The sequence below is a fragment of the Streptomyces glaucescens genome (genome assembly GCF_000761215.1).
GTDB classification, from domain to species: Bacteria; Actinomycetota; Actinomycetes; order Streptomycetales; family Streptomycetaceae; genus Streptomyces; species Streptomyces glaucescens_B.
Genome location: NZ_CP009438.1, coordinates 42924 through 55677, shown reverse-complemented (window position 1 = coordinate 55677; position 12754 = coordinate 42924). Strand labels below are relative to the sequence as shown.

The 12754-nt window shown below is 71.0% G+C and carries 12 protein-coding genes; 4 read left to right on the top strand and 8 right to left on the bottom strand.

What is annotated here, in order from left to right:
- Position 1: 1 nt before the first annotated feature.
- From SGLAU_RS00210 to SGLAU_RS00180, 8 genes are all read right to left on the bottom strand, one after another.
- On the bottom strand, positions 2-1366 hold the full coding sequence (locus SGLAU_RS00210; protein WP_043497245.1) for an MBL fold metallo-hydrolase: 1365 nt from the start codon (positions 1364-1366) through the stop codon (positions 2-4).
- Between the two features lie 1538 nt (positions 1367-2904).
- Positions 2905-3810 (bottom strand): ROK family protein, encoded by a 906-nt coding sequence (locus SGLAU_RS00205; protein WP_043497244.1) that lies wholly within the window; start codon positions 3808-3810, stop codon positions 2905-2907.
- 37 nt (positions 3811-3847) lie between these two features.
- Positions 3848-4993: a 3-dehydroquinate synthase gene (aroB, locus tag SGLAU_RS00200; RefSeq protein ID WP_043497242.1), complete on the bottom strand. Its 1146-nt coding sequence runs from the start codon at positions 4991-4993 to the stop codon at positions 3848-3850.
- Between the two features lie 44 nt (positions 4994-5037).
- Positions 5038-6321 (bottom strand): aspartate aminotransferase family protein, encoded by a 1284-nt coding sequence (locus SGLAU_RS00195; RefSeq protein WP_043497241.1) that lies wholly within the window; start codon positions 6319-6321, stop codon positions 5038-5040.
- Positions 6322-6407: 86 nt separating this feature from the next.
- Positions 6408-7046, bottom strand: a complete 639-nt coding sequence (locus SGLAU_RS32730; RefSeq protein ID WP_052413525.1) for an ROK family protein — start codon at positions 7044-7046, stop codon at positions 6408-6410.
- A 24-nt stretch (positions 7047-7070) separates the two neighbouring features.
- The gene (locus SGLAU_RS32725; protein WP_052413524.1) at positions 7071-7394 is read right to left on the bottom strand and encodes an ROK family protein; all 324 of its coding nucleotides are present in this window, start codon (positions 7392-7394) and stop codon (positions 7071-7073) included.
- 95 nt (positions 7395-7489) lie between these two features.
- A complete protein-coding gene (locus SGLAU_RS00185) occupies positions 7490-7849 on the bottom strand; it encodes a cupin domain-containing protein (RefSeq protein WP_052413523.1) in 360 nt (119 codons plus the stop codon).
- A 568-nt stretch (positions 7850-8417) separates the two neighbouring features.
- Positions 8418-8747, bottom strand: a complete 330-nt coding sequence (locus SGLAU_RS00180; RefSeq protein ID WP_412556209.1) for a helicase associated domain-containing protein — start codon at positions 8745-8747, stop codon at positions 8418-8420.
- Positions 8748-9002: 255 nt separating this feature from the next.
- Here SGLAU_RS00180 and SGLAU_RS36025 point away from each other — a divergent pair, with 255 nt between their 5' ends.
- The 4 genes from SGLAU_RS36025 to SGLAU_RS00160 all read left to right on the top strand — a co-directional run bounded on the left by SGLAU_RS36025 (position 9003) and on the right by SGLAU_RS00160 (position 12246).
- Entirely contained in the window at positions 9003-9284 is a 282-nt protein-coding gene (locus SGLAU_RS36025) for a hypothetical protein (RefSeq protein ID WP_043497233.1), read from the top strand.
- A gap of 794 nt (positions 9285-10078) precedes the next feature.
- Positions 10079-10594, top strand: coding sequence for a lytic polysaccharide monooxygenase auxiliary activity family 9 protein (locus tag SGLAU_RS00170; protein ID WP_043497231.1), 516 nt, complete (start codon positions 10079-10081; stop codon positions 10592-10594).
- A gap of 153 nt (positions 10595-10747) precedes the next feature.
- Entirely contained in the window at positions 10748-11467 is a 720-nt protein-coding gene (locus SGLAU_RS00165) for a DoxX family membrane protein (protein ID WP_318536214.1), read from the top strand.
- Positions 11464-12246 carry a calcium-binding protein gene (locus SGLAU_RS00160; RefSeq protein WP_043497229.1) on the top strand — a complete coding sequence of 261 codons (783 nt, stop codon included), beginning with the start codon at positions 11464-11466 and terminating at the stop codon, positions 12244-12246. Before SGLAU_RS00165 ends, SGLAU_RS00160 begins: the two co-directional genes overlap by 4 nt.
- The last annotated feature ends 508 nt before the right edge of the window (positions 12247-12754 follow it).

Genomic DNA, 12754 nt, shown 5'->3' with positions numbered 1-12754 from the left:
CTCAGGCGGAGGTCAGGGGCAGACCGGCATCCGTCGCGGCGTCGAAGCCGTCGTCGACGGCGACCACATCGCGGCCGGCGGCATCAAGCAGGGAAGCGGCGATCGCCGCGCGCATCCCGCCAGCGCAGTGCACCCACACCGTCCCGTCCGGCACCTCGCCGATTCGGCCGTGCAGCTCGTGGATCGGGATGTGGACTGAGCCGTCGATGCAGCCGTCTACGCGCTCCGAGTCCCGGCGCACATCCAGGACGACCACCTCGTCGCCCCGCTCGCGCACCTGGGCAAGGTCGGCGAAGCGGGCACGCGGGAAGGAAGCGAGCTGCTCGCCCTCATGCACCCAGCTGGCCGGGTCACCGGTGGCGGTGGCGGCCGGGCGGTCGATGCCCACCCGCGCCAGCTCTCGCTGCCCAGCGCTGATCTGCTCCGCGGTGTCGGCGAGCAGGGTGACTGGCTTGCCCCAGGGAATCAGCCAGGCCAGGTAGGTGGCGAGCTTTCCCTCACCCTCGAAGTTGAACGAGCCGGCCACGTGTCCCTCGGCAAAGGCCATGCGGCTGCGCAGGTCCACCACCCACTCACCGGCGGCCAGCCGGGAGGAGATCTCGTCTGCATCCGCACGCCTCGGCGGGGTGAGGTCGACGGGGGCGGGGCCAGCGGCGTTGGCCGGGCCCATGTGCGCGTAGTAGGCGGGCACGTCCTCCAGTCCGGCGAGTATCCGCTGAACGAAGGTGTCCACGTCCAGGGTGAGCGCGTCGTTGCTGGTGCGTTCCTTGCCGATCGTGGTCGCGTCCCCCTCGGCCTGGGAGGAGGAGCAGAAGCTGCCGAACCCGTGGGTGGGCAGCACCGGCACCTCGTCGTCCAGCTCGGCGGCCAGGCGGTGGGCGGAGGCGTGCTGGGCCCGGGCCAGCTGCTCGGTCAGCCGTGGCTCCACCAGGTCAGGGCGGCCCACCGTGCCGATCAGCAGCGATCCGCCGGTGAACGCCGCCACGCCGGGCCCATCCTGCTCCAGGACGTAGGAGGTGTGGTGTGGGGTGTGCCCGGGCGTGGCGATCGCACGCAGGACCAGACCCGCGTCCACGTCCACGGTGTCGCCGTCGGCGACCGGGGTGCGGGCGAAGGACACGTGCGCCGCGGCCGGCACCAGATAGGAGGCGCCGGTGACGCGGGCCAGCTCCAGGCCACCGGTGACGTAGTCGTTGTGCACGTGGGTCTCCGCCACGTACGCGATGCGCACCCCGCGCCTGGCGGCGGCGGCGATCACCTGGTCGAAGTCGCGAGGTGGGTCGATGGCCACTGCGGCAGCGGCCCCGCCAGCCAGGTAGCTGCGGTTGCCCAGACCCTCGAACTCAAGGGTGTCGACGAAGAACACGACTGCGGCTCCTCCACAAGAACGATGTACCCCGGGGGGTATTCGGTATCTACCCTAACAGGGGTACCCCGGGGGGTATTCCTGAGACCCTGAGCACCCCTCGCCCACCGCACCCGCCACCCGGCCACCCCGCCTGCCGCCACGCCTGAGAACAACTGCCGGTATTCCTCATCTGCGTGGGAATCGAGCTGGCCGTGCAGGTAGAGCTCCGCGGAACACTGCGTCGACGGGGAGGACTGTCCGCCGCCGATGACCCTCCCCTCGCTCCAGCCAGAGCCGTGGTTCCTTCACCGGGCCCGCCCAGCCGTAAGCCGGCCGGGCCGGCCCGACCCGCCCCCACCCCACGCGGAACGTGCGCTTTGCCCCCTAAACCCAGCGCCCCCATGGTCCGGCCAGGCCCCTGAGTGCCCAGCCCCAAGAAGGAACCACCGCCGATCACATCGTGCTCACCGGCGACATCGCCGCCGGGCCGCAGCCGACCCCAGGTTTTCGACCTGCTGACCAGCTTCGGCGACCGCGTCATCTGGAGCAGCGGCAACGCCGGCCCCCGTTCGTCCGCCTCGCCCTCGGCCGGCTCTGGTCAACCCGGCAGCATCGGCATGACCTACAGGCGAACCGCAGCACACTGGGCCCTGCTGGGCCGGGCGTCGAACTCCACACCACGCACTTCGACCTGCAGGCCGCGATCACCCAGCTCAGTCACGGCTCGTCCTACCCCGGCATCGAGGCCGGCTACTTCCTGCACGCCCGCGCGACCGACGCGGACGGCCCTCGCAGTCTTCGCCCCACGGGACGGACGCGACCACAGCCCGTGACACCGCTCCTCGAGCAAGAGAGGATCACCGCGCCGCACGCACCGTGCCACTCGTACCGGACGGGGGGGTGCCTGGAGCGCCGACCCTCTTGATCACAGTCTGACCGGGGCGGTCGGTGCGCCTTGCTGTGGGACGACGGCCGGGACCCCGGTGATTCACTCCTGCTCGCACACACCTCGGTACGGCACATCCGTCAGGTACGCGCGCCACTGCTGCCGGGACAGTGGCCCCCTGCGCGGTGGCAGGCAGTGGCCGGCCGACAGCTGGGGCGTGCACTCGCTTCTGTGTTCATGGATCGCCGCCCTCTAGCCTGGCGTCTGCTGGGGACAGCCGGGCTGTCCGCCGTCCTGCTGTGGGCACTCGCGCAGGCTCCAGCGGGCCGGCCGAGGTCGTCGTCGCGCTCCGGGGTGCCACCGCCACGGGGGTGACCTCGTGAACGCCCCAGCCCTGGGCGACATCGAGACGCATGAGGCCGCCGGCGGCACGAGGCGCCCGGCCGAACAGCTCGGGATGTCCGGCGAGGACGCGGTGGACAACGGCTTCATCACGCACCACGGCCTGTACGTCGCCGGGATCGACGGCTCCACCGACGACCACCTGTACCCGGTTGGCATCTTCTTCCCTGCCACGTCAGTGTGCCTGAGCCGGGGGGGCTTCGCTTACGGGAGTGGGATGGGTGTGTCCGTTCGGCTTGCTGTTTCCCCGCTGGGCGTGATTTCCGTTCTAGCGGCACGCGGCAGCGCGGTCGAGTGCGAGGAGGGCGATCCCGGTCGCTCCTGCGTCGTTGCCCAGTGTGGCGGTGACGAGGGGCGGGATTCCCGGGCGGCGCCGTGAGGCGGTCAGGGCGGTGTGCATGGCGGTGCGGGCGGGTGCGAGGAGCAGGTCGTCGGCGTCAGCGCCGCCACCGCCTACGATGACGACGGCCGGGTCCAGGAGGTCGACAAGAGCGGCGGCGCCGTGACCGAGCGCTGTTCCGACGGTGTGCAGGACGGCCAGGGCGCGAGTGTCGCCGTCACGCGCCGCGCGGGTCACGGCTTCGCCGTCGGGGTAGCCGGCGGCCTTTCCGTGATGGCTGATGGCGCTGCCGCTGGCGCTCACCTCGGCGCAGCCCTGTCGGCCGCAGTAGCAGGTCGGGCCTTCGGTATCGACGTGCAGGTGTCCTACTTCGCCGGCGAAGCCCTGGGAGCCCTTCAACAGTTGCCCGTCGAGGACGGCACCACATCCCCAGCCTGTTCCTGCGGTAATCACGAGGATGTCGCGGTGTCCCCGGCCTGCTCCGGTGCGGTACTCGGCCCAGGCGGCGGCCCGCGCGTCGTTGTCGACGTGGACGGGCACTCCGGCCGCCTCCTCCAGCAGTGTGCGGACCGGCAGGTCGTCGCAGGGAAAGCCGGGAGCGTGGCGCAGGACGCCGGTTGTGGTCTCGACCAGTCCCGGCAGTGCCACGCCGACGGCCCGGGTGTCGGGTGTCCGCAAACTGTCGGTGAGCCTCGTCAGCAGCGTGAGGAGAACGGCGGGCCCGGTCCGGGGGGTGGGGACGCGAACGCGTTGCGTGATGGTGCCGTCGGGTCGCATGCGTACGGCGAGGGTCTTGGTGCCTCCGACGTCGATGCCTACGGCTTCTTCGGCCATGGGATCTCCTCAGATGTTTCGACGGGCGGGGCGGGCCCTAGGAGGTGAGGGCTTGCCGGATCTCATCGTCGGTGACGTCGTCGCTGATGGCGGTGGTGCCGATGCCGAGCGGAAGGACGAAGCGAAGCCGGCCGTCGCGAATGAGACGGATCTTGTCGAGCGCGGTGATCACCGCTTCCGAGTCGACAGGGACGGGAAGTTGCGTCCGCTCGCACGGCAGTCCTGCGCGCTTCAGGAGAGTGAGGAAGCGGGTGTGGGAGGCGTAGTCCAGCCAGCTGCGGGCGTGCGAGATACGTGCGGCGCAGGCCATGCCGAAGGCGACGGCCTCTCCGTGCAGGACGGGACCGTAGCCGGTCACGGTCTCGACGGCGTGGCCGATGGTGTGGCCGAAGTTCAGCGGGCGCCGCAGGTCTTCTTCGTAGGGGTCCCGGTCGATGAGCGCGCATTTGACGGTGGCGGCGCCGTGGACGAGACGGCGCAGGGTGGTTGGTTCCAGGTCCTGGATGTCGGGCAGGTGGCGTTCTATCAGTTCGAAGAGCGCCGGGGAGGCTATGACACCTTTCTTGACCGCTTCGGCCAGGCCCGCGCGTACGTGCCGGGCGGGGAGGGTGGACAGCCAGGGGACGGCGGCGACGACCGCGGTCGGTTGGTGGAAGGCGCCGATCAGGTTCTTGGCGGTGGGGTGGTCGACGGCCACCTTGCCGCCCAGTGCGGCGTCGACGGCGGCCAGCAGAGTGGTGGGCAGGTTCACGTAGGGCATGCCGCGCATGTAGGCGCTGGCGACCCAGCCGGCGGTGTCGATGACCACCCCGCCGCCGAAGGCGACGAGGACGTCCCGGCGGCGCATGCGGCTGTCCGCCAGCCAGTCCAGCAGACTCCCGGCCGTCCTCATCGTCTTGCTCTCCTCGCCGGGCGGGATGCTGGCCAGGGTGAAGTCCATGTCCTGGCGGTGCAACTCGGCCTGTAACTCCTCCGCGTGCAAGGCCGCGACGGTGTCGTCGGTGACCAGAGCAATCCGCTGGTCCGCCACGACGGTGCGGAGGTGTTTCACCGCCTCCTCCACGCTGTCGGCGAGAGCGACGGCGTACTCGGCCCGGCGCTGCGCCCGAGCGCGGATGGTGTGGTGCGGTTCGGGCAGCGGGATGGCGTCGTGTGTCACGTGGGTGCCCTCGGGCAGATTCATGTTCTCCCTCTCGTGGCGGCGTCGACGGGTGGGAGGAGAAAGGGTCAGCGCGCGGTGCGTGGCATGGATTCCAACGCCTCGCCGAAGCGGTCGGCGATCAGGTGGGCGTCCTGGAGGGTGAGGATCAGTGGGGGACGGAGTTCGATGACGTTGCCCTGGCCGTGTTCGGAGACGCGGGTGATGACGGAGCGCTCGGCCAGAGCCTGGTGCAGGGTGTGCGCGAGGGACGAGGAGCGGGTGCCGTCGGGTTCGGCGACCTCGATACCGAGCATGAGGCCGACGCCGCGGACATCGAAGACGCAAGGGTGGCCGGCCTGGAGCGCTCGGAGGCGCTCGAGCAGGACGGCGCCGACCGCGCGTACCTGAGCGAGGAACTCCGGACGGCTGACGATCTCCAGGGTGACGGCCGCCGCGGCGGCGGACAGGGTGTGGCTGCCGTAGGTGAAGCCGTGCAGGGAGCGTTCCATGCCGACGAAGCGTTCCTCGGTGAGGATCGCGGCCAGAGGCAAGCCTGAGCCGGTCAAACCCTTGGAGACGGTCATGATGTCCGGCTGGACGCCGAAGTGGTCCGCGGCGAAGAGCTGCCCGGTGCGACCGAACGCGGTCTGCATCTCGTCGAAGATCAGGACGATGCCGCGTTCGGTGCAGAACTCCCGCAGACGCTCGAGGTAGCCGGGCGGCGGAACAACGTTGCCGCCGACGCCGCTGATGGGCTCGATGATCAGGCAGGCGGTGCTGCCGGATCCGGAGTAGGTGAGGAAGTCGTCGATGCGGTCCACGCACCAAAAGCCGCACGAGTCGGGGCTCTGACGATAGAAACAGCGCCGGCAGTACGGGTCGGGCACGTTCACGGCGCCGGGATGGTGCTGGGGGAAGGGGGCCCGCATCCGCGCCAGTCCGTTGTACGCCGTCGCGGCGAGCGACTGGCCGACCTGGCCGCGGAAGGGGACGATCACGTCCCGGCGTCCCGTGTGCAGCTGGGCAATCTTGATGGCGCCCTCGTTCGCCGTCGATCCGCTGCAACTGCGGAGGTTGACCCGGGTCAGGTTGGCAGGGGTCAGTTCCGCCAGGAGCTGCATGACGCGGTTGGTGGGTTCGGTCTGGAACGCCGAGCTGGCGAAGACGAGATGTTCGGACTGTTCCCTGACAGCGGCAAGGACGGCCGGGTGGTTGTGGCCGAGGATCAGGTTGAAGGTGCCGGACACACAATCCAGGTACTCGCGCCCCTTCTCGTCCCAGACCCTCACCCCCTCGCCCCGGACAAGGAGATCGGGACCGAGCTCGTGGTAGGCGACATCGTGCGGATCAGCGGACAGAGGCAGCGCCATGGGAGTCCTCACGGTCGGCGGTCGGAGGGAAACCGGCGGCAGAACCGGCGCACGCCTGAACGTGCGAGCGGCGCTGCCGGTGCGGGTCAGGGTCCGTCAGCAACGGGAAACACGGGCTGCGGGACGGCATCGCGCCGGCTCTCGGATCGCTCCAGTCGGCGCAGGCATCCGATCAGTCCGTCGTCGTCGTCGGGCGCGCCCGGCCGCAGGAGGCCGGCTGCTCCGTCGGGCGGCAGCAGGAAACCGCCGGCCTTCGACATCTCCGTGCCCAGCAGCCGCAGGTAGGGAGGGCCGGCCGCGCGGGCAAACCCTCCCATCACGATGAACCGACCCACGCCCAGCGCGGTGTGCAGGACGGCGAGGGTGCGGGCGAGATGCCGCACGCCCGGGGTGACAGCCCGGACGGCGAACGCGTCGTGGCTGCGGACACCAGCGGCGACCTGCTGCGCGGACAGCCGCTCCGGATCGCCTCCACAGGCGGCGGACAGCGCCGAGCGGGCGAAGGATCCGGGGAACCGACGTGCCAGCACACTGGCGGCGCGCAGGGCGCCACGCCCTGAGGCGACGGCCCCCAGATGGCCCCGCTCCCCGCAGTCGCACCAAGGGGCGTCCGCGGCGAAGTCCACCCGCAGATGCCCGATCTCGCCGCCCCTCCCGTCTTCTGGGAGGAGCACCTCACCACGGCGGAATACCTTGTTACCCACCCCGGAGCTCACGGTCACCATGCAGAAGTAGTCATCTCCCCCGCCTTAGGGGGCCGCGTAGCGCCAGCCGGCCGCGGTGACGTCATTGGGGACCAGGGCAGGCACACCGAACTCGCAGCTGAGAACCTGTGACAGTGGCAGCTCAGGCCTCCGCGGCCCCCAGATCGTGGGTGCGTCGACGACCGTACCCGTGTGGCCGACCGGACCGGCGAAGGCGACCGCCAGCGCCGAGGGGCTGCGGGGCGCGGCCAGGGAGCACTCCCGCAGAAGGCGGACGAGCTGGCCCACCGCACGTGCCTGCAGCTCTCCGGTCGGCAGGCCGGGGAACCGGGCGACACCGTCCACCGCCACCCGGCGTACACCGGACACTGCGAGGTCTCCAGCCTGCGCCCATCCGGCACGCAGCGTCGTGCCGCCCAGGTCCGCGACCAGGTACACAGGGCGAGCGGGGAAACAGCCCGCGGTCAACGGCTGGCCTGGAATACGAAGAGCCGGACGTCGTGGCCGGAGTCGTTACGCAGGCCGTGCTCTCCGAAAGGCCGGTTGATGACGATGTCGCCCGCCGAGACGGGAAACTCCTCACCGTCCAGCAGCATCGTGGCCGAGCCCTCCAGGACGACGTACCACTCCTCGTCGTCCCCGTGCCGGTGCCGGCCGATCTCCGAGCCAGGGGGCACGACCGCTAGGTCGATGAAGTCAACTCGCAGCCCGTCCGGCCGCCGTTCGAAGGGGCGGAAGACATCCACATGACCACGGCCGCCATGGCAGCCCTCTTCCCGGCGTAACTCCCCTTGGAACAGGTTGCGCACACGACGCACGCCCACACTGACCTCCTCGGCAGACTGAGGTCGATGGTAGAAGTATCAACCCAAGGGCCAACAGGCCGTTTTGGGCACATGAACATCCGACAACGACCCGGCTGACCTGCGCTTTTTCAGCCCATCGCCCTGTCGTCTGGCCGGATAGACGGTCTTGCCCACCACCGTCCTCGGCCCGGCTCGCCTTCCCAGGGCTTCACCCCGTGAGCAGGGGTGTCGGGGAGTGCCTCCGGTGGCCTCAGCCGACCGTCCCTGGCCCGGGTTCCAGCAGTCGCTGCTCACGTTGCGGCTCCTTGTCTGTCCCGGTGCGGTGGGCGAACCCAGTCCGGATCGCGTACGGGCGTCGGCACCCGCGTCTCGGTGGCCGGAGCGCGCTTCACGCGTCAGCGGGTGCGCGGCGCGGCGCGTGACGGTGTGGGCCACGACGACGGCCTGCTGCCTGACACGGCCCCGGACCCACGTCCCGGTGAAGCGGACCTGATTGGCCGCCCAGTCGCCCAGGCGCCGCCACGGGCGCGGCGTCCGAGCAGGTAGCCGCCCGCGAGCGCGACGACCGCGGTGACGACGACGTCCATCACGACCGCCGCATCACGAGCGCGGACAGCAGCTGCACCCGCTCCGGGGACAGCGTCGCGGCCCGGATGCGCTGATTTCCGATCCACGCACCAAGCCGGAGATCTCGAACCTCCTGGTCCTCGCCGCTGCCGCCGCTCCCATCACCGCCGACGACGCTCCGCTCGACGTGTTTCCTCGGTACCCGCAGGTGTCCTTCGCGTGCGTAGAACTGCTTGGCGGCCTCGTAATTCAGCGCCCACTTGTCGGCCTGCGTACGGCGCGGAGGCGGCTTCTCGTCCTCGCCCGCGGGTTCGACGCCGAGGACCCGCTCGCACATCCACTGCTGCACGCCGGTGAGCTTGTCCCAGCAAGCCGGACCGACCGCACCCACCGTCCGAGGCCCTCACCCTGGTGCACGACCTCGCCCGGCGACGTGGGCAGCGTGCCGCCGGCCTCGCGGTGGAGCCGGACGAGGTGGAAGCACCGCTGCCACTCCACCGGACGCTCGGAGGGGGTTTGTTGGTGTGCCGGGTCGTTGCTGGCCTGGGGTGTCGTGGGTTGGCTGAGTAGTCGAGTTCGGGGGTTAGGGGGGTGGGCGGCCCCTGTGGACGTGACGCTCTCCGAGCTCGCGGTGGAGGCGTTCTTCCCGATGGATGAGGAGACGGACGGATTCCTTCGGTATCTGGCGACGGCGAGCGGCCCTTACGGGGGCGGGAGCGAGCGAAACCTGTCTGTGGTGCGCGGCCTGGATGGTGGTGTTGCGGGGGTCGGTGAGCAGGTGTCCGGTGGGTACGGCTCCGCCGCCGTTGTCCGGGCCGGTGAGGTGGATGTGCTGCCCTCGAGGGGGTGGCCGTTTGTCATTTTCGCGCCATGGGACCGGGCGTGAGCCGGGGCCTTCACGGGCGGCCTGGCGTTGCGTCGTGCGCTCACTTGGCACTTCCCTTCGTGCCTGGCCCGTTCCAGCCTCGCGGGTCGGCGGGGATCCGTTGGTGCAGTGGCAACGTGTGGTCGGCCGTCAGTTGTCCGTGCGGCAGGGCGTGGAGGACGGCGGGGAGACCGCGATCGGGTCGCCGGTTGCTTCTGCGTCCTCGATCAGCAGCCGCGTGAACGCCTCGACGACCGCCGCTGTCATCGCTGGGCGGCCGGCGTTGCGGGGGTGGCGGTATCCGGCCGGCCATTTGAGGTGGGCGGTCGGGATGTCGTGGAGCGGCGGCAGACGCTTGGGAGGTCGAGCCGATGTCCGCGTATGCCTGCGCCACCGCTTCGGCGGCCTTCACCGCGTGTTCGCCGCCGGCGTGGGGGTGGCCGGGGCGGTCGGCGGGCAGCGCAGTGCCGTCGGCATGGCGGGCGCAGAGGGGCGGCGCCCAGGAACGCGCGTTTGGCCGCGGGGGTGGCGCGATGGCAGCCGTACCGGCTTCCCCGCCGACGCCCGCCGCCGACGCGCCATCACCGGCGGGTTGCGGAAGGCGGCTTGCCGCCGGTGGGTTGCCGAAGGTGCGGGGGCGAACCCGTGTCCTGACTGGACCGGGATGGTCGTGCACGAACCCTGGTTTTGGTCTAGACCAACGGGGTACGCTTCACCTCGCCACCGTGGAAAGCCGCGCGGTCATGGTGGTGCTCCTTGTCATGATCATGCCCGTGCGCCGGGTGGACAGGCGCAACCCCCCCACAGGAGTTGTCATGAAGAGCAAGAGGATGCTGGCCGTCGCCATCGGCGCGGGAATCGCCCCGCTGCTGGCGGTGACCCTGCCGGCCGGTAACGCGAGCGCGCACGGCTACATCTCCTCGCCCCCCAGCCGCCAGGCCCAGTGCGCCGCCGGCACGGTCTCCTGCGGTTCCATCAAGTACGAGCCGCAGAGCGTCGAAGGCCCCAAGGGCCTGATGAGCTGCAGCGGAGGGAATTCCGCCTTTGCCGAACTCGACGACGACAGCAAGGGCTGGAAGATCACCCCGGTCAGCCGGACGACCAGCTTCAACTGGCGGCTGACGGCCCAGCACGCCACCTCCACCTGGCAGTACTACGCGGGTGGCAGGAAGATCGCGGAATTCGACGACGGCGGTGCCCGGCCGGGTGCCACCGTCACCCACCAGGTCAACTTCGGCAGCCTGACCGGCAAGCAGAAGGTGCTGGCCGTGTGGAACATCGCCGACACCACCAACGCCTTCTACGCCTGCGTGGACGTGAACGTGAGCTGACGCGCTGCCCCGCCCGGTCTGGCGGGGCCGGGTGTGCCGCGGTACCGGGAGCGCCCGTCACCCCTGGGCGCCCGGCACCGCACCGCCCTGCCCTTTTCGGTCCTCCAGCGGCCGAGGGCCTTCGGACGACCGCACGAAAGGGTGGATACGACGATGCACAGAGCCGGCGAGCGAAGCCGTCACCTCCCTCGGAAGTCCGCTCCGGCGGACACCGGAAGTGGCGGGCGGATCACCCGGGCGGTCGCATCGCTGACCGACCGGAACCAGCAGTGGTGCAGTGCGGCGCTGCTGCGGGTGTGCGTGGGCGCGGTGTTCCTCTGGTTCGGCGTCCTGAAGTTCTTCCCGGCGGCCAGCCCCGCCGAGGGAGTCGCCATCCGGACCGCGACGAAACTCACCCTCGGCCTGCTGCCGCCGGACGTGACGCTACGGCTGCTGGCGGCCGCCGAGACGGTCATCGGCCTCGGCCTCCTCACAGGGATCCTGCTCCGCGTAGCCCTGATCGGGTTCTTCATCCACATGGCCGGCGTCTTCTCCGCGCTCCTGCTGCTCCCCGGGGAGATGTGGCAAGGAGGCGTCCCGGTCCCCACCCTGGAGGGCCAGTACATCATCAAGAACGTCGTCCTGGTGGCGGCCTGTCTCGTGGTGGCGGCCGACGAGTGGAGCCGCACGCCGCCGCCGCGAGGCCGTCCGGGATGCCGGAGCGCGGCCGTACGCCGAGCCGTCGCCCGTCCTGAAGTCCCGCCCCCGACCAGGCCGCCCCGCTCGGGCGGCGGCGCTCACGCCGACCACGCCGTCAGACCCGCCCCCAGCCCTGGCACTCCTTCCCCAGCAGGTCGACCCACCGGCCCTCACACCGAAGACGAGGTCTCATGAACCGAAACGGAGCCACCACCGCGGCAGCAGTGGTCCTGCTCGCCACCGGTCTCGCCACCGGTCTCGCCGTCGCCCCGGCGGCCGCCGCTCCCGCCGCCACCGGGGAGGCGAAGGCCCGCGTCAGCGCCGACTGGGCGACCGGGTCCGTCGTCTTCACCGCCGCCGAAGGACAGACCAACGACCTCCACGTGATCCCCATGGAACACGGCGCCGGCACCCGGCAGATCGGCTTCCGCGACAAGGCCCCGCTCGCACCCGGCGACCACTGCACGTACCTCGCACCCGAAAACGACACCTTCGTCGTCTGCGAACTGCCCACCGGCAGCGCCCGGCCGGAACGGATCGATGTCTTCCTCGGCGACGGCGACGACACGATCGTCACCAGCGACCCCGCGGTGGGCACGGTGCGGGGCGGCACCGGCGACGACACCCTGCACGCCCACACCGCACACACGGTGCGCGGCGACGCGGGGGACGACATGGTCATGGGCGGCGCGGTCCTGGACGGCGGCGACGGTGCGGACCATCTCATGGGCGACGACGCCGGCCAGTGGATGGCGGGCGGCCGGGGCGACGACATGATCGAGGCGTACGGCGGCACGGACAGGGTGTACGCGGGCCCCGGCGAAGACCACGCCCTCGGCGGCCCCGGCGACGACCTGCTCCTCGGCGGCCCCGGCGACGACACCCTGCACGGTGAGGAGGGCGACGACCTGATCGGCGGCGGCACCGGGAAGGACACCGCCGAGGGCGGTCCCGGCCACGACATCGTCCTCTGACACGCGATGCGCGTCACGGTCTCCGACCGGGCAGGGACGCCGCGCCGCGATCCTCGCCCGGCGCCCGTTCACCCGCCCGCCCGGTGTCGGGTCAGTGGAAACGCTGCGGGAGGCCACCGGGTGGACGGAGCCCGATCGGCGCGGCGTCGACTGGGCCGCGACGCAGGCCGCGCCGTGCACCGCGCTGCCCGGTCACTAGAACATCGTCGACGCCTTCGGCGCGGGCAGCTTCGACGAGTACCTGGACCTCCTGATGCCGGGCGCGCTGGGCACGGCTCCGGTCTCCTGACGCCGGCACATGGCACGGTACGCCGACCCGTACCGGCCCTACCCGGTCCACCCCGCGCCCGGCGGCGCGCTCATGAGAGACCTCCGAGCAGGAGCTGACCCCGCACCGGCCGACCGGAGCGGCCGATCCCGACGACTGGCCAGCCCTGATGCAGCACCCGGACGGTGAGAGACAGCGCTTGCACCGCGGCACCGGCGAGTTCGCGCTGCACCTGCTCAC

Bases quoted from the DNA above. Each gene is read 5' to 3' on its own strand.
- SGLAU_RS00205 (WP_043497244.1), bottom strand. From the start codon at position 3,810: ATGGCCGAAGAAGCCGTAGGCATCGACGTCGGAGGCACCAAGACCCTC.
- aroB (WP_043497242.1), bottom strand. From the start codon at position 4,993: ATGAATCTGCCCGAGGGCACCCACGTGACACACGACGCCATCCCGCTG.
- SGLAU_RS00195 (WP_043497241.1), bottom strand. From the start codon at position 6,321: ATGGCGCTGCCTCTGTCCGCTGATCCGCACGATGTCGCCTACCACGAG.
- SGLAU_RS32730 (WP_052413525.1), bottom strand. From the start codon at position 7,046: ATGGTGACCGTGAGCTCCGGGGTGGGTAACAAGGTATTCCGCCGTGGT.
- SGLAU_RS00170 (WP_043497231.1), top strand. From the start codon at position 10,079: ATGAAGAGCAAGAGGATGCTGGCCGTCGCCATCGGCGCGGGAATCGCC.
- SGLAU_RS00165 (WP_318536214.1), top strand. From the start codon at position 10,748: ATGCACAGAGCCGGCGAGCGAAGCCGTCACCTCCCTCGGAAGTCCGCT.
- SGLAU_RS00160 (WP_043497229.1), top strand. From the start codon at position 11,464: ATGAACCGAAACGGAGCCACCACCGCGGCAGCAGTGGTCCTGCTCGCC.